20 protein-coding genes are annotated in these 19984 nt (G+C 57.8%); 10 read left to right on the forward strand and 10 right to left on the reverse strand.

The window, feature by feature from the left end:
• Positions 1 to 8: 8 nt before the first annotated feature.
• From paaK to BEI65_RS19685, 4 genes are all read left to right on the forward strand, one after another.
• On the forward strand, positions 9 to 1316 hold the full coding sequence (paaK, locus tag BEI65_RS19670) for a phenylacetate--CoA ligase PaaK (protein WP_099064750.1): 1308 nt from the start codon (positions 9 to 11) through the stop codon (positions 1314 to 1316).
• Between the two features lie 78 nt (positions 1317 to 1394).
• Positions 1395 to 2333: a phenylacetic acid degradation operon negative regulatory protein PaaX gene (gene paaX / locus BEI65_RS19675; RefSeq protein ID WP_099064751.1), complete on the forward strand. Its 939-nt coding sequence runs from the start codon at positions 1395 to 1397 to the stop codon at positions 2331 to 2333.
• A 12-nt stretch (positions 2334 to 2345) separates the two neighbouring features.
• On the forward strand, positions 2346 to 2942 hold the full coding sequence (gene paaY, locus BEI65_RS19680) for a phenylacetic acid degradation protein PaaY (protein WP_085117428.1): 597 nt from the start codon (positions 2346 to 2348) through the stop codon (positions 2940 to 2942).
• A gap of 82 nt (positions 2943 to 3024) precedes the next feature.
• Entirely contained in the window at positions 3025 to 4509 is a 1485-nt protein-coding gene (locus BEI65_RS19685; RefSeq protein WP_099064752.1) for a PLP-dependent aminotransferase family protein, read from the forward strand.
• A gap of 122 nt (positions 4510 to 4631) precedes the next feature.
• Here BEI65_RS19685 and BEI65_RS19690 read toward each other — a convergent pair whose 3' ends face one another.
• From BEI65_RS19690 to BEI65_RS19715, 6 genes are all read right to left on the reverse strand, one after another.
• Positions 4632 to 5534, reverse strand: a complete 903-nt coding sequence (locus BEI65_RS19690; RefSeq protein WP_099064753.1) for a DMT family transporter — start codon at positions 5532 to 5534, stop codon at positions 4632 to 4634.
• Between the two features lie 94 nt (positions 5535 to 5628).
• Positions 5629 to 7029 (reverse strand): amino acid permease, encoded by a 1401-nt coding sequence (locus tag BEI65_RS19695; RefSeq protein WP_099064754.1) that lies wholly within the window; start codon positions 7027 to 7029, stop codon positions 5629 to 5631.
• A gap of 16 nt (positions 7030 to 7045) precedes the next feature.
• Complete coding sequence (locus BEI65_RS19700; RefSeq protein ID WP_099064755.1) at positions 7046 to 8233, reverse strand: amino acid aminotransferase; 1188 nt, start codon at positions 8231 to 8233, stop codon at positions 7046 to 7048.
• A 61-nt stretch (positions 8234 to 8294) separates the two neighbouring features.
• Complete coding sequence (locus tag BEI65_RS19705; RefSeq protein WP_085117432.1) at positions 8295 to 8666, reverse strand: RidA family protein; 372 nt, start codon at positions 8664 to 8666, stop codon at positions 8295 to 8297.
• A 3-nt stretch (positions 8667 to 8669) separates the two neighbouring features.
• A complete protein-coding gene (locus BEI65_RS19710; protein ID WP_099064756.1) occupies positions 8670 to 9464 on the reverse strand; it encodes an alpha/beta hydrolase in 795 nt (264 codons plus the stop codon).
• A gap of 155 nt (positions 9465 to 9619) precedes the next feature.
• Positions 9620 to 10525, reverse strand: a complete 906-nt coding sequence (locus BEI65_RS19715; RefSeq protein WP_099064757.1) for a LysR family transcriptional regulator — start codon at positions 10523 to 10525, stop codon at positions 9620 to 9622.
• Between the two features lie 98 nt (positions 10526 to 10623).
• Between BEI65_RS19715 and BEI65_RS19720 the strand changes: the two genes are divergently transcribed.
• Together BEI65_RS19720 and BEI65_RS19725 are read left to right on the forward strand one after the other, a co-directional pair.
• The gene (locus BEI65_RS19720; RefSeq protein ID WP_099064758.1) at positions 10624 to 11241 is read left to right on the forward strand and encodes a glutathione S-transferase family protein; all 618 of its coding nucleotides are present in this window, start codon (positions 10624 to 10626) and stop codon (positions 11239 to 11241) included.
• Positions 11242 to 11246: 5 nt separating this feature from the next.
• Complete coding sequence (locus BEI65_RS19725) at positions 11247 to 12161, forward strand: pyridoxamine 5'-phosphate oxidase family protein (protein WP_099064759.1); 915 nt, start codon at positions 11247 to 11249, stop codon at positions 12159 to 12161.
• A 35-nt stretch (positions 12162 to 12196) separates the two neighbouring features.
• Here the strand turns inward: BEI65_RS19725 and BEI65_RS19730 are convergent, their stop codons facing one another.
• Positions 12197 to 12409 carry a glycogen synthesis protein gene (locus tag BEI65_RS19730; RefSeq protein WP_099064760.1) on the reverse strand — a complete coding sequence of 71 codons (213 nt, stop codon included), beginning with the start codon at positions 12407 to 12409 and terminating at the stop codon, positions 12197 to 12199.
• A 217-nt stretch (positions 12410 to 12626) separates the two neighbouring features.
• Here BEI65_RS19730 and gabD point away from each other — a divergent pair, with 217 nt between their 5' ends.
• Complete coding sequence (gabD, locus tag BEI65_RS19735) at positions 12627 to 14102, forward strand: NADP-dependent succinate-semialdehyde dehydrogenase (protein WP_099064761.1); 1476 nt, start codon at positions 12627 to 12629, stop codon at positions 14100 to 14102.
• 61 nt (positions 14103 to 14163) lie between these two features.
• Here the strand turns inward: gabD and BEI65_RS19740 are convergent, their stop codons facing one another.
• Both BEI65_RS19740 and BEI65_RS19745 read right to left on the reverse strand, forming a co-directional pair.
• A complete protein-coding gene (locus BEI65_RS19740; protein WP_085117480.1) occupies positions 14164 to 14559 on the reverse strand; it encodes a cupin domain-containing protein in 396 nt (131 codons plus the stop codon).
• 85 nt (positions 14560 to 14644) lie between these two features.
• Positions 14645 to 15427, reverse strand: a complete 783-nt coding sequence (locus BEI65_RS19745; protein ID WP_198404486.1) for a carboxymuconolactone decarboxylase family protein — start codon at positions 15425 to 15427, stop codon at positions 14645 to 14647.
• Between the two features lie 171 nt (positions 15428 to 15598).
• On the opposite strand from BEI65_RS19745, the gene BEI65_RS19750 reads away from it, so the two are divergent.
• The 3 genes from BEI65_RS19750 to BEI65_RS19760 all read left to right on the forward strand — a co-directional run bounded on the left by BEI65_RS19750 (position 15599) and on the right by BEI65_RS19760 (position 19750).
• The gene (locus BEI65_RS19750; RefSeq protein WP_099064762.1) at positions 15599 to 16498 is read left to right on the forward strand and encodes a LysR family transcriptional regulator; all 900 of its coding nucleotides are present in this window, start codon (positions 15599 to 15601) and stop codon (positions 16496 to 16498) included.
• Positions 16499 to 16868: 370 nt separating this feature from the next.
• Positions 16869 to 19244: a glucose/quinate/shikimate family membrane-bound PQQ-dependent dehydrogenase gene (locus tag BEI65_RS19755; RefSeq protein ID WP_099064763.1), complete on the forward strand. Its 2376-nt coding sequence runs from the start codon at positions 16869 to 16871 to the stop codon at positions 19242 to 19244.
• A gap of 311 nt (positions 19245 to 19555) precedes the next feature.
• Positions 19556 to 19750 (forward strand): hypothetical protein, encoded by a 195-nt coding sequence (locus tag BEI65_RS19760; RefSeq protein WP_099064764.1) that lies wholly within the window; start codon positions 19556 to 19558, stop codon positions 19748 to 19750.
• On the opposite strand, the gene BEI65_RS27225 is transcribed toward BEI65_RS19760, so the two are convergent.
• Positions 19751 to 19984 (reverse strand): MFS transporter (locus BEI65_RS27225; RefSeq protein WP_232519125.1); only part of this gene is annotated, 234 nt, incomplete at its 5' end. It abuts the gene before it with no gap.

A 19984-nucleotide genomic window follows, 5' to 3' on the forward strand; every position in this document is an offset into this window, starting at 1 on the left:
GGCTAATTATGACCACAAATCCACAGCCACTCGACGCCATTGAGTTCGCCTCGCGTGATGAGATTGAAGCGCTGCAACTGGAACGTCTGAAATGGACGCTGCACCATGCCTATAACAATGTGCCGATGTACAAACGCAAGTTCGATCAGGCGGGCGTACATCCCGACGATCTCAAACAGTTGAGCGACCTGACCCGCTTCCCCTACACCACCAAACAGGACTTGCGCGACAACTACCCGTTCGACACCTTTGCGGTGCCAATGGAACAGGTAGTGCGCATTCACGCTTCGTCGGGCACCACCGGCCGACCAACGGTGGTCGGTTATACCCAGCGGGATATCGATAACTGGGCCGATATCGTCGCCCGCAGCCTGCGCGCCGCCGGTGCCACCGCCAAAGACAAGGTGCACGTGGCCTACGGCTATGGCCTGTTTACCGGTGGGCTAGGCGCTCACTATGGCGCGGAACGACTCGGGGCCACAGTGATCCCGATGTCCGGCGGCCAAACCGAAAGGCAGGCGCAGCTGATCCTGGATTTCAAACCTGACGTGATCATGGTGACGCCGTCCTATTGTTTAACGCTGATCGACGAACTGGAACGCAAAATGGGCGGCGATGCCCGTGGCTGCTCATTGCGTCTGGGGGTGTTTGGCGCAGAACCCTGGACCGAAGCGCTGCGGCACGAAATTGAAAGCCGCATGGGCATCAAGGCGCTGGATATTTATGGTCTGTCAGAAGTGATGGGGCCAGGGGTAGCGATGGAATGTGCCGAAAGCGGTGGCGGCCCGACCATCTGGGAAGACCACTTCCTGCCGGAAATCATCTGCCCGGAGACCGGCCTTGTCCTGCCGGACGGCCAGCACGGTGAACTGGTGTTCACCACCCTGACCAAAGAGGCGCTGCCGGTGATCCGTTATCGCACCCGCGATCTCACCCGCCTGCTGCCCGGCGATGCCCGCCAGATGCGCCGCATGGGGAAAATCACCGGCCGCTCTGACGACATGCTGATCATCCGTGGCGTCAATGTGTTCCCATCGCAGGTGGAAGAACAAATCATGCAGTTCGAACAGCTGTCACCGCACTACCAGCTGCAGGTCAGCCGCAGCGGACACCTGGATACCCTGGCGGTACGCGTTGAATTGAAAGAGGCGGCGCTCAGCCTCAGCCACCAGCAGCGCTGTGAGATTTGCCACCAGCTGCGCCACCATATCAAGTCGATTATCGGCGTCAGCACTGACGTCAGCATTGCCAACTGCGGTGATATTCCCCGTTCGGAAGGCAAAGCCCAGCGGGTGGTCGATCTGCGACCACGCTGATCCCGCCGGCGTCACGGATGACGCCACAATAATTTGTGGTAATGTTGTGTCTCATCGTCGGCTAACCCATGGAAAAATATGGAACATAAACTGGATGAGTTTATCCGCCATGCTATAGACGCGCAGCCGATCAGCGGTACCTCACTGATTATCTCCCTGTACGGCGATGCGCTTAGCCATCGCGGCGGCGAGGTGTGGCTCGGCAGCCTGAGCGCGCTGCTGGAAGCACTAGGTTTTGGTGACCGCTTTGTGCGCACTTCGGTATTTCGCCTGCAAAAAGAGGGCTGGCTGGCAGTCGAAAAAATCGGCCGCCGCAGCTTCTATCGGGTGACCGATCAGGGCATGCGCCAATTCCGCCACGCCGAGTCGAAAATCTACCTTAGCGAGCCACCGGCCTGGGACGGTAAATGGGATCTGCTGTTGCTGGAAAGCGCGGAAAAAAGCGAGCGGGCACGGCTGAAAAAAGAGCTGGGCTGGCTGGGCTTCGGCCAAATCGCCAATAACCTGATGGCGGCCCCCACCCATGCACAAACCGACGTCACCGCCCTGCTCGGCGAGCTTAACGCCAGCGAACAGGTGATCTACTTTCGCGCCGACTACCCTTACAACCGTTCCGAGCAAACCCTGCAACAGCTGGTGGCCAACTGCTGGGCTTTGGGCGACGTGGCCGCCGATTATCATGAGTTTATCGTCTCTTTCCGCCCGCTAATGACACTGCTGCGCGAAACCGACGATGCGCTGCTGACGCCCCAGCGCTGTTTCCAGATTAAGCTATTATTGATCCACTTCTTCCGCCGCGTGGTGCTGAAAGATCCCCTGCTGCCGGATGCTTTATTGCCCGTCCAGTGGGAGGGGCAGATCGCCCGCAACCTGTGCATCAATATTTATCAGCGGGTGGATCGTGCCGCGACCGAGTATGTCAGCACGCTGGCAGAAACCACTATCGGCGCTCTGCCCGCCCCGGCGGCCGGTTATTACCGACGCTTTGGCGGCTTGCCGCGTGATCTTTCACTTTAAGGAGCTTTTGCTATGCCCGTGTATCAGATTGACGGCCTGACGCCAGTGGTAGACCCCAGCAGCTATGTGCACCCGACCGCGGTGCTGATTGGCGATGTGATCGTCGGCAAACGGGTGTATATCGGCCCCAATGCCAGCCTGCGCGGCGACTTTGGCCGACTGGTGATCGGCGATGGTGCCAATATTCAGGACAACTGCGTGATGCACGGTTTTCCGCAGCAGGACACCGTGGTGGAACAGGACGGGCATATCGGCCACGGCGCGATCCTGCACGGTTGCCGCATCCGCCGTAATGCCATGGTCGGTATGAACGCGGTGATCATGGACGGTGCGGAGATCGGTGAAAACACCATCGTCGGTGCCATGGCGTTCGTCAAAGCCGCCGCGGTGATTGAAGCCAACAAGCTGGTAATCGGTAGTCCTGCGCGGGTGTTGCGCGACCTGACCGAGCAGGAGCTGGCGTGGAAAGTGGCCGGTACGCGTGAATATCATGACCTGGTGCTGCGCTGTCGCTCCTCACTGCGGGAAGTGGCTCCACTGACCGAAATCGAACCGGGCCGTCAGCGGTTGAGTTTTGGCGACCATCTGATCCCAAAAAGTCAGCTTTAAGCCGGGTAAAAAAGCGCCGTTTCAAGCCAAAGTGGTTTACAGTGAAACCCCTGTTTAACTTCTTTTATCTGGACCGGAATTTATGCCCAGAACGGCTAAAACGGTGGAAGTCCCCGCCATCGGCGAGCTTGATCGTCAGGCGGGGCAGCTTAGTCTGCAACTTGCCCAGGCACTGCGGGCCGCGATCAATAAAGGCGAACTGAAGCCCGGCGATCCCTTGCCTTCAACCCGCGTGCTGGCGGGCGCGTTGCGGCTGGCCAGAGGCACGGTGCTGACCGCCTTCGAACAACTGACGGCGGAAGGTTTTCTGGAAGCGCAGCCCGGTTCGGGTACCCGTGTCGCCCTGTCACTTCACCGCCAGCCGCCTGTACCGGCCAACAGCGCTGATATTTGTGACATAACCCTTTCCAGCCAGGCGCAGGCATTAGCGCAATTTGCCAGCCAGTTACGGCCACTGCCGCCGGTCCCCTTTACCGTCTCGGTGCCAATCAATGATACCGCGCCCGATGATGTCTGGCGTCGCCTCGGCAACCGTGTCCGCGCGCGCGGGCCCGGTGCCCCCGCCGGTTATGGCGAGCCGCTGGGTGCGTTGCCGCTACGCAAGGCCGTCTGTGAATATGTCCGCAAGTCCCGTTCGGTGCTCTGTACGCCGGAACAGGTGATGATCACTTCCGGCACTCAACAAGGGTTGTATCTGGCCACGCAAATCCTGCTGGATGCCGGTGACACCGCCTGGGTGGAAGATCCGGCCTATCACGGTATTACCGCCATCTTCAATAGCGTATTCCGCGACCGGCTGATGGCCAGAGTCCCGGTCGATGCCGAAGGGATAGACGTGGTGGCAGGCAGCAAAATCGCGCCACAGGCCAAGGCCGTTTTTGTCACCCCTTCTCACCAATACCCGCTGTGCATGCCGATGAGCATGTCGCGCCGGCTCGAACTACTGGCCTGGGCCAAGCAGCAGCGGGCCTGGATTGTCGAAGACGATTACGACAGTGAAATGCGTTACTCCGGCCATCCGTTTCCCTCTTTGCAGGGGCTGGATCCGGCCAGAGTTGTCTATCTGGGCACCTTCAGCAAGATCCTTTTCCCTTCATTACGCCTGGGTTATGCCATCCTGCCCAAACCCTTGGTGGATGCCTTCTGCGGTGCGCGAGTGCTGATGGATCGCCACCCACCCAGCGCCGATCAGCACGTGCTGGCCAGTTTTATGGCGCAGGGGCATCTGGATCGCCATATCCGCCGCATGCGCAGCGTGTATGCGGAAAAACGGCGGGTATTAACCGAAGCCATCAATGCCCATGTTTCTGCCGGGCTGGCCGCCCTGCACCCCAGCGATCAGGGCATGCATCTGGTGTTGTGGTTGAAGGCGGGACTGGATGACCAACAGGTCGTTCGCCGTGCCGCCGAAGCCGGGGTGGCGGTTAGCGCACTGTCGCCGATGTATGCCGTCGGCAGCGGGAAAAGCGGCTTGATACTCGGATTGGGCGGCTACGATGAGTTGCAAATCCATCAAGCCACTCAACGGCTGAATCAGGTGCTGGTGACGTTAGCCGAGGCAGAGTAAAGCGGCGAGATTGAGATACCCGGGGCGACCCGGGGGTGGGGCGTCCCTGCGGGAACCCCATCCCCCGTTTTCCCCTAATATCGTGTTTAAGTGAAGGGGTCTCAGGCATTATCTTGCCCGGTTTAACGGGAAAACCGCTTCGCGCCGTACACGCAGACCAGCACCCCGGCCATGACCGCCAGCATCGAGGGTTGGATGGTTTCATGCAGCACCAGCCCGGCCAGCGCCAGACCAAAAAAGGGCTGTAGCAATTGCAGTTGCCCCACCGCAGCAATGCCGCCCAGCGCCAAACCGCGATACCAGAAGATAAAGCCAATCCACATGCTGAACAGCGAAATATAGCCCAGAGAAAGCCAGGCCCCGACGCTGACCTGCGGCCAATCCGCAGGCGCTGCCCCAATGGCCACCATGGCCGTCAGCGGTAAGGCCACTACCAGCGCCCAGGAGATCACCTGCCAGCCACCGAGTTTACGCGTCAATATTGCGCCTTCCGCGTAACCCAGACCGCAAAGCAGTACCGCAGCCACCATCAGCAGGTCACCGGCCCAGGAAGCGCCCGCCCCCTGACTCAGTGCGAAAGCCCCCACCAGCAGGCTGCCCAACACCGAGAACAGCCAGAAAGCGATTTTCGGGCGTTCTCCCCCGCGCAGCACGCCAAAACAGGCGGTCGCCAAGGGCAACAGCCCGATATACACCAGTGCATGCGCCGAAGTGGTGTGCTGTAAGGCCAATGCCGTCAGTAAAGGAAAACCGATCACCACCCCGATAGCCACCAACACCAGGGGCGCGATGTCATGACGCCGTGGCCGGCGTTGACGCATCAACCCCAAGGCACAGAGGGCTAACAAGGCTGCCAGCACCGCCCGCATCGCGGTCAGGAACAGCGGATCAAACTCCTGCACTGCCAGGCGCGTGGCGGGCAAAGAACCGCTAAAAATCAACATACCCAAAAAGCCGTTGACCCAACCCTGCGTCGAATGACGGCTACCGCCGATAACCTGGTTTTTTTCTGTTTCACTGCTCATGGCAACACCACTCTACATCGGCAAAAGATCCTTTATTCTCCGGTTAAAGTGGTTTGCTGCCAGAGCCAGATAATCACATTTTTAGCGAACCACTTTACTCTACCCCCGAAGTCTCCATCGCGGCGGGTACCGGCTGATGGCGGCTATAGAAGAAGTAGATCGCCACCAGCAACAGGGTAAACGGAATGCCAAACCACAGCGTCATCTTGAAAAACTCGGTGAACGCCGTCGAGATCAACAATGCCGCCATCAAACCGGCACCGGCCAACGTGGTGTACGGGAACCCCCACATGCGGAATTTCAGGTGGGTTTGACGGTGCTGACGGCGGAAAAACAGGTGGGTGACAAAAATCATCAGCCAGGTGAAACAGGCGCCGTACACCGAGATCGACATCATGGCGGCAAAGGATTTCTCCGGATAAACCAGGCTCAGTACGATCGACACCACAATGCCAATGCACGACATCGCCAGCGCACTCACCGGGATGCCGCGTTTACTGACCCGCCCCAACGCAGCCGGTGCTTGCCCGGCGCGAGACAGCGAGAACATCATGCGGGTGGTGATATACAACTGGCTATTCATCGCCGACAACGCGGCCACCAGCACGATAAAGTTGAAGATACCGGCGGCGGCGGGCAGGTGGATCACATTCATCGCCATCAGGAACGGGCTTTCGCCGGTACCGGACTGCCGCCAGGGAACGATCGCCAGCATCAGCGCAATCGACAGCATGTAAAAAATAAACAGCCGTAAGATGGTGCCCTTGAAGGCGGTTTTGACCGCAATCACCGGGTTTTTGGCTTCACCGGCGGCCACCGCGATCATCTCAATGCTCAGGTAGCTGAAAATCGACACGATCACCGCGAACCACATGCCCTTGACGCCAAACGGGAAGAAGCCACCGTTGGCAGTAAAGTTGTGAATACCAAAGGCCGGGTTAGCAGAAAACAGCAGAATACCGATACCAATGGCGATAAAGGCCGCGATGGCGACCACCTTGATAGTCGACAACGCATACTCCACCTGGCCGAAGGACTTGACGCCAATCACGTTGATGAAAATCACCGCGGCGGAGAACAAAAGAACCCACGGCCAAATCGGCGTGGTCGGGAACCAGAACTGCATATACATACCGATGGCGGTCACCTCGGTGCCCACCGCCAATACTACGCAGGACCAGTAGGAGTAACGCACCAGAAAACCGAACAGCGGACTGATGTAAAACTCGGCATAGTCGCCGAAAGAGCCCGGCGTTGGGTGTTCGGAAGTCATCTCCGCCAGACATCCCATCAGCAACAGCGCCACCACGCCGCCGATAAAATAACTCAACAGTACGCTGGGACCAGCCATCTGAATGGCATAGGCACTGCCGAGAAACAGTCCGGTGCCGATCGCCCCCCCTATCGCCAGCATGGTCATCTGCCCGGCGGTGAGTTGTTTCTTCAAACCGCCCTGCCGCCGCGCAATTTCTTCAAAACCTTTCATCTGTTTCATGGCAGTCCTACCTTATTCACGCAGTACGGGTGACATCCAGGATGGCGGCAGTAACGTAGTCGACATTATTTTGGTTCAGGCCAGGCAGACACATGCGGCCGGGGGCCACCAGATAGATGGCGTAATCTTGCCGCAGCCGCTCGAGCTGTTGTGGGTTCAGTCCGGTGTAACTGAACATGCCCTTCTGGTCGCGAATGCGACGGTAGTCCAACGGCGAACCGCCCTTTTCCAGCCCGTTAGCCAGGACTTGGCGCATCTGTTTGATACGTTGCCGCATGCCGGCCAGTTCGCTCTCCCACTGCTGCCGCAGGCCGGCGTCTGCCAACAGGGTTTCCACAATCTGGCTGCCGTGGGTCGGCGGGCAGGAGTAGCTGCGGCGGATCAAGGTTTTCAGCGCCCCCTTGACGTTTGCCGCACTCTCCGGGGTGGCACCGCGTACCGAAAGCCCGCCCAGTCGCTGGCCATACAGCGCGACATTTTTCGAAAACGAATTAGCGACCAAGAATTCCACATCGGTTTTCAGCGCCTCACGCAGTACGAAACAGTCCTCGTCCAGACCGTCGCCAAAGCCCTGATAGGCGATATCGAACAACGGCAGCAGGCGACGACGCTGGACCACCTCAAGGGTGGCACGCCACTGTGCCTGACTGAGATCGGTACCGGTCGGGTTATGACAGCAAGGGTGTAGCAGCACTACGCTGCCTTCCGGCAGGCTGTCCAGCGTATCCAGCATGGCGTCAAACCGCAGACCGCCGCTGGCCTCATCAAAATACGGATAGGTATGGACGTTCAGCCCGGCGCCCTCAAAGATCGCCCAATGGTTGGCCCAGGTAGGATCAGACACCCAGATGTCACGGCGGGACAGGTAGTGATGGATAAAATCGGCTGCCAGCTTCAGGGCACCGGAACCGCCGACGGTCTGTACCGTGCAAATGGACGGTAACGCTGCCGCGCCGAACAACAAAGTCTGTACCTGTTGAGCGAACAGTGCCGACCCTTCGATCGGCGGATAGCCGTGCGGGCGACGCTGCTCGAGCAACTGCCGCTCGGCCGCCTCAACCGCCTGCATCAGCGGGATCTTGCCCTGCTGATCGTAATAAAGACCAATACCCAGATTCACTTTCTGCGTATTTTCATCCTGTAAATAAGCTTCCATCAACGACATAATAGGATCGGCCGCCGAGCGGCCAATGTGATTAAACATAGCGATTCCTTAATTCATTATTTAATGAATTTGCAGGTGGGTGTTCTGGTTATATAAAGCTTTAGGCCGTAGCGCTGACGGTAATCTCTATTTTCATTCCCGGCACTACCAATTTATCAACGATCACCGTTGAACGATTGGGGTAAGGATAATTAAAGTATTTCTTGTAAATTTCATCGAGTAATTTAACGTCATTCACATCGGTAAGATAAATAATGACCTGCAAGACATTGTCGCTGTGGCTATTTGCCGCTTTTAACGTCTGTGCCAGGTTATCAAAGGTCAGGGTAATCTGCTTTTCCGGCGCGCCGGTTTCAATGCTGCCGTCGGGTCTGACCGGGCCATGAGCAGTGAATAGCATACCGCCGCCTTTAGTTGCCCAGGAAAAGGGTTGGCCAATTTCCGGCAGGCCGGTATCGATGATGGTGCGCATGGTTTACTTCCCCGTAGTGGTTAACTGGCGGATCAGCGCTCCGCCTTTGGCGAACAGCGAATCCAGCACGTTGTAATGGTTGGCACCGGCAACCGCGACCAGGCTGACGGGCAGGTGTTTGGCTTTAAGCGCGGCATAGTAATACTGCGACTGGCCAATCAGCTCCGGCAGCTCGGCATCACCGTAAAATAGCGTCATCGGTTTGATATGCTCAGGGATATTCCTCACCGGGCTCAACTGGGTTATTTGCTGCGGGGTCAACTGCAATTGCCGGTTAACGTAGCTGGTTAACAAGGGCTCCAGCTCGAAAATACCGCTGATCGGTAACACCGCGTCGACCACCGCATGATGCTGCCAATAACTGGCCAGATGCCCACCGGCAGAATGGCCACACAGGTAAACCGGCGCAGACTTGTTTGGCGCAAGCCGTTGTTGAATGGCACTCAACGCCGCGCCGGTTTGCCGACAAATATCGTCCAGATTGGCCTGAGGGGCCAACGTATATTCCAGCAGCACCACGTCAAAACCCAATGACAATGGCACGGCGGCAATAAAGGCAAAATCGTCCTTGCTGCAAAATTGCCAATAGCCGCCGTGAATAAATATTAACGTGCCTTTGGGTTGGCCGTCAGAATATAACCAATCAAAAACTTCCCGGGGAGAATCGCCATAGGGAATATTGCGTTCGCTGCGAACTTGCTGATAAACGGCCAGGCTGCGGGTTTGGAATGAGGTCAGGATCTGATCTTCATTGTCCACCGTCGAACCGTTATCGTAACTCCCTGCCAAAAGTTTCATATATTAAACTTCGTTTATTATTTAAGATATGCGTTAACTATTAGCACCGGGAATAATATTGTCAAGAAGGGAGCAGCAGCAATGCGTGCAGGGTAATATAAATCTTTTCTGCGGCGCAATAAGTTTAACCAGTGAAACTTATTGCGCCTTAATGGCTATTTTATTCCCGGCTGAATTTGCGCTAATTGACTTAATTCTTGCCAGGCATAATCCCAAAAGGTCCTTACCTTTAGCGGCATGCGTTGGATGTTCTGCGCCACCAGTTGCACCGGCATTGGCAAAGGTTCAAACGCCGGGAGCAGGCGCACCAGCGTCCCCGCCGCCAAATCCTCTGCCACCTGATATGACAACAACCGGGCGATGCCCTTACCCGCTCGCGCCGCCAGCAGTTGGGTTTCGACTTCATTAAGCAGCAGGCGTGGTGTCAGCCTTACCCTGTCACCGTTCTCCTGCGGGCCAAAACGCCATTCGCGCAGCGACGCCCGTTGGGTGCCGACAATGGTGTCATGATCGGCCAGTTGCGCCGGTTGTTTTGGCTCGCCGCGCAGTGCCAGATAGGCCGGGCTGGCGACCGTCACCCGCGAGACCTGCCCCAACCGCCGCGCCACGCGGGAAGAGTCCTGCAAATGACCGATACGCACCGCCACGTCCAGCCCCTCGTCAATCAAATCCAGGTTGCGATCGTTGAGCACCATTTCAATTTGCATCTGCGGATAGAGATCGAGAAACGCCATCACTACCGGCGCCACGTGCTTACGCCCGAACTGCACCGGCGAGGTGATACGCAGCAGGCCACTGAGCTGGGTATCCGCCGTGTCCAGCACCGCCGACTGATATTCATGCAGCAGCAAGTGCGCACGCTCCGCCAACCGCAACCCGGCCTCGGTCGGAGCTAACCTCCGGGTGGTGCGTTCAACCAGTCGGGCACCAAAACGCTGCTCCAGCGAGGCGATAGCCCGGGTCACTGCCGGGGCGGAACGCCGCAGTTTGCGACCGGCGGCGGCCAGACTGCCGTGCTGGATCACCGTCACAAAAATCTCCAGTTCGTCCAACCGATCCATAGACTGTTCCATAAAGTGAAATTATCAATTTCCAGATTGCCGGATTTCGCCTACTGACCGCAAGAGTATGCTAATGAAAATCCTTCAGGAGTGTGAGCATGCAAAAGCTAAAACTGTACGGTACCCCGCTTTCCGGCCACGTCCACCGCGTGGCGTTGCTGTTGCGGATGCTCGAGCTGCCGTATGAATTTATCGAAGCGCCTGCCGAGGTACGCCAAAGCGAAGCCTTTCTGGCGCTGAACCCTTTTGGTCAGATCCCGTTGCTGGTCGATGGCGAGCTGACGCTGGCCGACAGCAACGCCATTTTGCTGTATCTGGTCAAACGCTACGCGCCAGGTAGCCATTGGTTACCCGAAGACCCGGCAGCCGCGGCACAGGTGCAAGCATGGTTGTCCAGAGCGGCGGGAGAAGTCCGCTATGGGCCGGCTTCCGCTCGTTTGATCGCCCAGTTTGGGGTGGCGGAGGATTATCAGGCCGCGCTGGCGATAAGCGCCCGCTTCCTGCCGCAGATGGAGCAACATCTGACCGACCGTGCGTTTCTGGCAACGCAACAGGCCACCATTGGCGATCTGGCCTGCTACAGCTATGTGGCGGTAGCTCCGGAAGGGGGCATTTCGCTGGCACCCTACCCGGCAATCCAACGTTGGGTGGCGCGTATCGCGGCACTGCCCGGCTTCTTTGCCATGCCGTCGCTGCCGTACCCCACCGGGAGGTAAATCCGATGATCCCGCAGATGTTCCACCCCGATGAACTACGTGCCCAAACCCTGGCCGGATTTGACCAGGTGTGCGGCGGCATTTTCCCCAACATGCCCGACCAGCACCGCAAGTTTTTCGAGGCACTGCCTTACCTGTTTGTCGCCACGCTGGACGAGCAGGGTTGGCCGGTGGCGACCCTGTTCAGCGGCCCGCCCGGATTTTTGCGCACGCCGGACAGCACACACCTGCGTATCAGCACGCCCCGCCATGGCGATGATCCGGCACAGGCAGCCTTGCAATCCGGCAAGCCAGTGGGAGCATTGGGGCTGGACTTCAGCAATCGGCGGCGTAACCGTGCCAACGGTGTGATCGGGCGTACCGACAAAAACCGCATTGAGATCGACGTCAGGCAAAGCTTTGGCAACTGTCCGCAGTATATTCAGCGGCGCGAGCTGTACCCGGCCCCCGCCAACCCCACACCGATTGAGCATCTCACTACGCTGGACGCAGCAGCACAGGCGTTGATTCGCAACGCGGATACCTGTTTCGTCGCCAGTGCTGCCCATACCCAGCTGGCGCAAGGCGGCGTGGATATTTCGCACCGGGGCGGAAAACCGGGGTTTATCCATCTGGAGGGCAACAGCCTGTGGATGCCGGATTTTCGCGGTAACCGTTATATGAATACCCTGGGTAACCTGCTGGCGGAACCGCGTGCGGCGTTACTGTTTATTGATTTTGAAAACGGGAGTATTTTGCACCTGCAGGGGGAAACGCAGATCCTCTGGCAAGCGGAGGTGGGCCAAGGTGTGGCGGGTGCGGAACGCTACTGGCGCTTCGATATACACAGCGCATGGCGCTTTTCACAGGCCCTGCCGTGGCGCGGCCGCAATCTTGAGTTCTCCCCGGCAACGCTGAACACCGGCGTGTGGACAGTATAAAAAACCCCGCGTTGGCGGGGTCAGTTGATTGGGTTTTATACGCTGTGTTCCACCGTGGTGGCCGCCTGATAAAGTTGGCGGAAATAGCTCAGGCGTTCAAAGAACAAGCGGCTTTGCGGCTCCGACATATTGCCGGCCACTTTGTCGGCATCAACCTCCCTTCCCTGCCATTCCATCAGCGCAATGCTCGACGCCAGAAAATCCATTTCACCGCCGCCATAGAGATGTCTGTCCACTGATTTCATCATTTGCACACTCCTTTTAATCGCATCGAAAAGGGTCATATGCCTGCTGACTTCAGTATCGTCCCGACTGCGGGTGCTTTTTGTACAGAAGGTGCGCATCACAGCAAATTGATTTGTTGCCACGGATCGGGCAAATGAAGGCGGAAAAGTTTGCTAGGGTAAAGGGGTGCCGTTTGGGATAGGTCACCCTGTGTTGAATTCTGAAAAAGGAAGATAACCAATGAGCAATCACTTCTCTGCCACCCTCAAAGATCCTGCTCTGTTCCGCGAGGCTAACTATATCGACGGGCAATGGCTGCCGATCAAAGGCGACCAGAGCATCAAAGTCCACAATCCCGCCACCGGCGAACTGGTCGGCCAGGTCCCGGCGTTAGGTACCAAAGAAACCGCCCAGGCGATTGCCGCCGCCAAGAAGGCCCAGCCCGCCTGGCGTGCACTGACCGCCAAAGAGCGCGCCGGCAAACTGCGCCGCCTGTTCGAGTTGATGATGGAAAACCAGGACGATCTGGCGCTGATCATGACCGCAGAACAGGGCAAGCCACTGGCTGAAAGCCGGGGTGAGATTGCCTACGCGGCGTCCTTTATCGAGTGGTTTGCCGAAGAAGGCAAACGTGTCTACGGCGATACCATTCCGCAGCCCCAGGCCGGTCGGCGCATCATCGTGCAGAAAGAACCGATTGGGGTATTTGCTGCCATTACGCCGTGGAACTTCCCGGCGGCAATGATCACCCGCAAAGCCGGCCCCGGCTGGGCGGCAGGCTGCACCGGGGTGATCCGCCCCGCCAGCCAGACGCCGTTCTCAGCATTGGCGCTCGCCGTGCTGGCCGAGCGAGCGGGCTTACCGGCCGGTGTTTGCAACGTGATTACCGGCCCGAGCCAGGCCATCGGCGCAGAACTGACCGCCAACCCGGACGTCCGCAAGCTGTCGTTTACCGGCAGCACCGAGGTGGGTGCGCAACTGCTGGCGCAGTGTGCCCCAACCATCAAAAAGACCAGTATGGAACTGGGCGGCAACGCACCGTTTATTGTGTTTGATGATGCCGATCTGGACGCCGCGGTGATCGGTGCCGTGGCCTCCAAATACCGCAACGCGGGCCAGACCTGCGTGTGCACCAACCGTTTTCTGGTGCAGGACGGCATCTACGACGCCTTTGCCGAAAAGCTGAAAGCGGCGGTGGAGAAATTAAAAGTGGGCAACGGCCTGGACGACGGCGTGACTATCGGCCCGTTGATTAACCCGGCCGCGGTGGAAAAAGTCAGCGAGCATATCGCCGACGCGGTGCAACGCGGCGCATCAATTCTGCTGGGAGGCAAACCTCATGCCTTGGGCAATAACTTCTTCACGCCGACCATTCTGACCGACGTACCACGGCAGGCCAAAATATTCCATGAGGAAACCTTTGGCCCGGTAGCGCCGCTGATCCGTTTCAACAGCGAAGCCGAAGCCATTGAGCTGGCAAATGATACGCCGTTTGGCCTGGCCTCGTACTTCTACAGCCGGGATATTGGCCGGGTAATGCGCGTCGCCGAAGCGCTGGAATATGGCATCGTCGGCATTAATGAAGGGTTGATCTCCACCGAGGTTGCCCCGTTCGGTGGGGTTAAAAACTCCGGGTTGGGCCGTGAAGGGTCGAAGTACGGTATCGAAGATTATCTTGAGATTAAGTATCTGTGCCTCGGCGGCCTCGGGAGCTAACCGCCCGACCCCAGCAGACGGCCCGCACCGCGCGGGCCGTGATCCGCTAGCCCCGCAGGCACTACTTTTGGTACTGCGCGTCGCTGACCTGCTCCATCCAGTCTACCGGGCTGCCGTTCAGTGACTCGGCGATAGCGATGTGAGTCATGGCGGTGTCCGGCGTCGCGCCGTGCCAGTGTTTGACGTCCTCCGGGATCCAGACAATATCACCCTGGTTCATTTCCTGGATCTCATCGCCCCACACCTGGATCCAACCGCGCCCCTGGGTGACGATCAACGTCTGGCCAAGCGGATGGGTATGCCAGGCAGTACGGGCACCGGGCTCAAAGGTCACGGTAGCACCGCCTACGCGGGCCGGTTCGCTGCCGGCAAAAGGCGCATCAATTCGCACCTTACCGGTAAAATAATCTTCTGGGCCCGGACGGGAAGGCTGGGAACCGCTGCGTTGAATTTTCACTTGTTTCTCCGTTTCGGCCAAAGCGGCCGGGGCTAACATGGACAGAATAATTGTAGAGGCTGCGAGTAATTTCACCGGATAACTCCTAACGGGTGACGGAGGAGACAGAGGAACGTTTGGCAAACACCTCTTTGGCGACCGGAACGGCGGACATGGCGTTGGGCCAACCGACATAGAACGCCAAATGAGCCATCACCTCGCCCGCCTGTTGCTGGGTCAGGCCGTTGTCCATCGCCTTGTTGAGATGGAAGGTGATTTGCGCCACTTGTCCGTTAGCCACCAGCGCACTCACCGTGACCAAACTGCGATCGCGGGGTGCCAGTGCCGGCCGTAGCCAAAGGTCGTGAAACAACACGTCGGTGGTATAGGCCACCAGCCCGGGGAATTGCTCACTGCCGACCGCGTTTTCCACCGCACTGACCCGTAACCCTTCCGCCACCTCGTCCAGCGGCAACCGTTGAGGATCCGCCACAGGTAATTCGGCAGCGCTGATGCCACGCTGTTGATAAACATCTCGCGCTGCCGCCACCGCCGCCATGGCGTTACCCCAACCGGTATAGAAAGCCAGATGAGTGATGATCTCCGACAGCTCGGCGGCGGTTACGCCGTTGTCCAATGCCAGGTTAAATTGCTCAGTCATCAGCGCCGTTTGGTTGCGGGCGATGACTGCGGCGACGGTGATCACGCTACGGTCGCGCGGCGAAAGCGCCGGACGCTGCCAAAGATCGCCCTGTAAGGTGTCGCGTTGAAATTTCGCCAATGCCGGTGAGACGCTTTTAACCCGCTCTTCCGAGTCTGGGGTTTCTGCCCCGGCGCTGCCAGATATCGCCATCGACAAAGAAAGGGCCGTTGCTGCAAAGTATTTCATTCATCTATCTCCCGATAAAAATGACACGTTAGACAAAAGATAGCGTCACGCCCGCATCACGACTAGATAGCAAAATGCGCAAGGAGCTATGAGCTGAATTCATTAATTGTCTATGGCCGTGGCAAGCGACTAGAATATCGCCATTAATTCAGCCCACACGGCGAGGCCGGGATGTTAAAAGAAAACTTTAACGATTTGATTTCGTTTCTGATGGTGGCCCGCGAACGCAGCTTCACCAGGGCGGCGGCAAAACTTGGCGTTTCCCAATCGGCCCTGAGCCATGCCATCAGGGGGCTGGAAGAGCGGCTGGAACTGCGTTTATTAACCCGCACCACCCGCAGCGTGGCGCCTACCGAGGCCGGTGAAAGACTGTTGAACAGCATCGGTCCGCGCTTTGCTGAAATTGAAAATGAGCTGGATGCCTTAAGTGAAATGCGCGAGCGACCGGCGGGTAATATCCGCATCACCGCCGGCGAACATGCCGTCGATTCGGTGCTGTGGCCGGTGTTGAAGTCATTTCTGGCGGACTACCCGGATATCAATGTCGAAATCACGGTGGATAATACCCTGACCGACATTGTCGCCGGCCGTTTTGATGCCGGAATTCGCCTGGGTGAGCAGGTTGCCAAGGACATGATTGCGGTGCGCATCGCACCGGACATGCGCATGATCCCCATCGCCTCCCCCGCCTATTTTGAGCAAAACGGCACGCCGGACACCCCGCAGGAATTGCAAAACCATCGCTGCATCAATATGCGCTTACCGACCATGGGCGGTCTCTACGCCTGGGAGTTTGAAAAAGACGGCCGCGAGATCAAGGTGCGCGTCGAGGGTCAGCTAACCTTTAACAGCCTGCGCCAACGCATTGACGCGGCGCTGCTGGGCTTTGGCATCGCCTTTGTCCCGGAAGATGCCGTCACCCAGGAGTTGGCCGACGGCCGTTTAGTGCAGGTGCTCGACGAATGGTGCCCGCATTTCCCTGGCTATTACCTCTATTATCCCAGCCGCAGGCAGCACACCACCGCCTTTGCGCTGTTTATTGAGGCACTCCGTTACCCGCGTCAAACCTGAACGGTTAGGTTACATGCATAAAACCAACAAATAATCGAAAAAACAGCACAAGCTACGTAATAAAATAATAACAATTAGAGTAACCTGCCCGCGCTTCAGCCAGAGCTGTCTCGCCCGTTGGCGATCATCTCAACAACGGCGCAGAAAGCCAGGTCTGACTCAGTCCTTTTTTGCTTTCGCCCCAATGACAGAGATTATTCAATAGCCCAAAACCAACCTCGCCACTTTTAGCGGCCACGGCCTTTTAGCCCTGGCGATGGAGAGGATTTGCCGAACGCACGGGATGGATTTTTAGGGAGAAACCGCGTGTTTTTTTGGATATGGCTTAATCTCTAAATCGGGGACTTTTCATTTTGGTAAGGATAATACTATGCAAAATAAAGCATCATTGTCGCCGCTCATCATCATCACGGCGCTGTTTGCCGCGTTGAGCGGACTCTATCTGCTGGGAGGCGGCATCTGGCTGGCCAAGCTCGGTGGTTCACTGTATTACATCATTGCCGGCCTGGTGCTGTTAGTAACGGCCTGGCTGCTGGTTCGCCGCCGTGCGACCGCACTGCTGCTGTACGCGGTGTTTTTACTCGGTACCACGGTGTGGGCGCTGTGGGAAGTCGGCCCGGACTTCTGGGCGCTGACGCCGCGGTTGGATGTCACCTTCTTCTTCGGCCTGTGGCTGGTGTTGCCCTTTATCTATCGCAAGCTTAACGCCCATGGCAAGTTGGCCTACAGCGCACTGAGCCTGGCACTGGTGGTCACCGTGGTGGCACTGGCCTATGCGGTGTTTAACGATCCGCAAGAGATCAACGGCACCCTTGAACCGGCACAGGCCAAGGTTACCCCTCAGGCGTCGGACGCTGACTGGCCGGCCTATGGCCGTACTCAGGAAGGCACGCGCTATTCCCCCCTGAGCCAGATCAATGACAAAAACGTCGGCCAGCTCAAAGAAGCCTGGACCTTCCAGACCGGCGATCTGAAAACCGCCAACGATCCGGGGGAAATCACCAACGAAGTGACCCCGATTAAAATCCGCGACACGCTCTATCTGTGTACCCCACACCAGAAGCTGTTCGCGCTGGATGCGGCCACCGGTAAGCAGAAGTGGACGTTTGATCCTCAGTTGAAGTTCAATCCGACCTTCCAGCACATCACCTGCCGTGGCGTCTCTTATCATGAGACCCCTGCCGCCGCGGGTACCGCCACCGACGCCTCTCCGGCACAGTGCGCACGCCGCATTATTCTGCCGGTGAATGACGGCCGCCTGTTTGCGCTGGATGCAGAGACCGGCAAGCCTTGCGCCGACTTCGCCAATAACGGTGAGCTCAACCTGCAAAGCAATATGCCGTATGCCACCCCGGGCCATTACGAGCCGACCTCACCGCCGGTGATCACCGACAAGGTGATTGTCATTGCTGGTGCGGTGACCGACAACTACTCCAATCGCGAACCTTCGGGCGTGATCCGCGGTTTTGACGTTAACAGTGGCAAACTGCTGTGGGCGTTTGATCCGGGTGCAGATGAACCCAACGCCATCCCGGCGGATGAGCATCACTTCACGCCGAACTCGCCTAACTCCTGGGCGCCTTCCGCCTACGATGCCAAGCTGGATATCGTTTACCTGCCAATGGGCGTCACCACGCCGGATATCTGGGGTGGCGATCGCACACCGAATATGGAGCGCTACGCCAGCGGCCTGCTGGCGCTGAACGCTTCTACCGGCAAGTTGGTGTGGTTCTATCAAACGGTGCACCATGACCTGTGGGATATGGACGTACCGGCCCAGCCAACGCTGGCGGACATTACCGACAAGAGCGGCAACAAGGTGCCGGTGATTTATGTGCCGACCAAGACCGGTAACATCTTCGTACTGAACCGCACCAACGGCGAGCTGGTGGTACCGGCGCCTGAAAAACCGGTTCCGCAGGGCCCGGCCAAGGGCGACCGCCTGTCACCGACTCAGCCTTTCTCTGAACTGACTTTCCGCCCGGAGAAAAAACTGACCGGCGCGGATATGTGGGGCGCCACCATTTATGACCAACTGGTTTGCCGGGTGATGTTCCACAGCCTGCGTTATGAAGGCACCTTCACCCCGCCTTCCGAACAAGGTACGTTGGTATTCCCGGGTAACCTCGGTATGTTCGAATGGGGCGGCCTGTCTGTCGATACTGACCGTCAGGTGGCTATCGCCAACCCTATCGCGCTGCCGTTTGTGTCAAAACTGATCCCACGCGGTCCGGGCAACCCTATCGAGCCCCCGGTCGGCGATAAAGGCGGCAGCGGTACCGAAGCCGGTGTGCAACCACAGTACGGTGTGCCATTCGGCGTGACCCTGAACCCGTTCCTGTCACCGCTTGGCCTGCCGTGTAAACAGCCGGCCTGGGGTTATATTTCCGCGGTGGATCTGAAAACCAACGACATCGTGTGGAAAAAACGCATCGGTACCGTGCGCGACAGCTCTCCGTTGCCGTTACCGTTCAAAATGGGTATGCCGATGTTGGGCGGACCGGTCTCTACTGCCGGGAATGTGTTCTTCATTGGCGCAACGGCGGACAACTATCTGCGTGCCTTCAGCGTGACTAACGGTGAAAAACTGTGGGAAGCGCGGTTGCCGGCCGGTGGCCAGGCGACACCAATGACCTATGAGGTCAACGGTAAGCAGTACGTGGTAATTTCCGCAGGCGGTCATGGCTCATTCGGCACCAAGTTGGGCGACTATATTGTCGCTTACGCCTTGCCAGATGAGAAATAATCGTCGAGGATAGTCCTATCACAGAGCACGCCACCCGGCGTGCTCTGTCTCCACAAAATACCCGCCAGATCCTTTCCTGCCTGATCGCACCAACCGCACAATAAATTTCACCCTACATATTGATAATGATTATCATTCGCAATATCATACCCACGTAGGCCCCGGCAGTGGCCGACAATCATCTCTATATCACAGGCAGTAAACTGGCGGCCGCCTTCGGGCGGCCCTATTCGGAGGCACATGACCAAACAGCGCAGCAGGCAAACAACCCCTATCACCCCAGCTATCCACACCGGCGCGGAGGATCTCATATGAGCCAACAACCCCTGACCGCCATGTTGATGCTGATTTATCTGCTGCTGATGGTACCGGCGCTGTTCGCTATCGATAACCGCCTGAGCACCACCCGCTGGGGCCAGGGCCGCCTGGTTCGCAAAACGCTGCAAACCGGGTTTATCATTGCCCTGACCCTGCTGTTCTTCGGCCTCATGACGCTATTGTATTGATTAATTCGCCGCCACCGGCAGCACGGCTTCCTGTTTTACCACCGCAACCTTGCCGCTCAGCGCGAAGGCCGAGATCAGGGTAAACAGCAAGGCAATGCAGCCGAGGATAAGATACGAGGTTTTGAAGCCGTAGTTGACGTACATCAGGCCCGCTGCATAGGACATGCCGATAGCCGACAGCTGCTTGAAGAAGCAGAAGCCCCACAGGTAAATTGATGCCGAGAGGTTAACGTT

Origin of the sequence: Serratia sp. BW106 (assembly GCF_002607755.1) — a bacterium.
Lineage (GTDB): Bacteria > Pseudomonadota > Gammaproteobacteria > Enterobacterales > Enterobacteriaceae > Serratia > Serratia proteamaculans.

What these genes read in the sequence shown, in the direction of transcription:
- BEI65_RS19685 (WP_099064752.1), top strand. Translation starts at nt 3,025, where the DNA reads ATGCCCAGAACGGCTAAAACGGTGGAAGTCCCCGCCATCGGCGAGCTT.
- BEI65_RS19745 (WP_198404486.1), bottom strand. Translation starts at nt 15,427, where the DNA reads ATGAAATACTTTGCAGCAACGGCCCTTTCTTTGTCGATGGCGATATCT.
- BEI65_RS19760 (WP_099064764.1), top strand. Translation starts at nt 19,556, where the DNA reads ATGAGCCAACAACCCCTGACCGCCATGTTGATGCTGATTTATCTGCTG.
- paaK (WP_099064750.1), top strand. Translation starts at nt 9, where the DNA reads ATGACCACAAATCCACAGCCACTCGACGCCATTGAGTTCGCCTCGCGT.
- BEI65_RS19700 (WP_099064755.1), bottom strand. Translation starts at nt 8,233, where the DNA reads ATGTTTAATCACATTGGCCGCTCGGCGGCCGATCCTATTATGTCGTTG.
- BEI65_RS19695 (WP_099064754.1), bottom strand. Translation starts at nt 7,029, where the DNA reads ATGAAACAGATGAAAGGTTTTGAAGAAATTGCGCGGCGGCAGGGCGGT.
- BEI65_RS19730 (WP_099064760.1), bottom strand. Translation starts at nt 12,409, where the DNA reads ATGATGAAATCAGTGGACAGACATCTCTATGGCGGCGGTGAAATGGAT.
- BEI65_RS19690 (WP_099064753.1), bottom strand. Translation starts at nt 5,534, where the DNA reads ATGAGCAGTGAAACAGAAAAAAACCAGGTTATCGGCGGTAGCCGTCAT.
- BEI65_RS19705 (WP_085117432.1), bottom strand. Translation starts at nt 8,666, where the DNA reads ATGCGCACCATCATCGATACCGGCCTGCCGGAAATTGGCCAACCCTTT.
- BEI65_RS19755 (WP_099064763.1), top strand. Translation starts at nt 16,869, where the DNA reads ATGCAAAATAAAGCATCATTGTCGCCGCTCATCATCATCACGGCGCTG.
- BEI65_RS19725 (WP_099064759.1), top strand. Translation starts at nt 11,247, where the DNA reads ATGATCCCGCAGATGTTCCACCCCGATGAACTACGTGCCCAAACCCTG.
- paaY (WP_085117428.1), top strand. Translation starts at nt 2,346, where the DNA reads ATGCCCGTGTATCAGATTGACGGCCTGACGCCAGTGGTAGACCCCAGC.
- BEI65_RS19750 (WP_099064762.1), top strand. Translation starts at nt 15,599, where the DNA reads ATGTTAAAAGAAAACTTTAACGATTTGATTTCGTTTCTGATGGTGGCC.
- BEI65_RS19715 (WP_099064757.1), bottom strand. Translation starts at nt 10,525, where the DNA reads ATGGATCGGTTGGACGAACTGGAGATTTTTGTGACGGTGATCCAGCAC.
- BEI65_RS19720 (WP_099064758.1), top strand. Translation starts at nt 10,624, where the DNA reads ATGCAAAAGCTAAAACTGTACGGTACCCCGCTTTCCGGCCACGTCCAC.
- BEI65_RS19710 (WP_099064756.1), bottom strand. Translation starts at nt 9,464, where the DNA reads ATGAAACTTTTGGCAGGGAGTTACGATAACGGTTCGACGGTGGACAAT.
- gabD (WP_099064761.1), top strand. Translation starts at nt 12,627, where the DNA reads ATGAGCAATCACTTCTCTGCCACCCTCAAAGATCCTGCTCTGTTCCGC.
- paaX (WP_099064751.1), top strand. Translation starts at nt 1,395, where the DNA reads ATGGAACATAAACTGGATGAGTTTATCCGCCATGCTATAGACGCGCAG.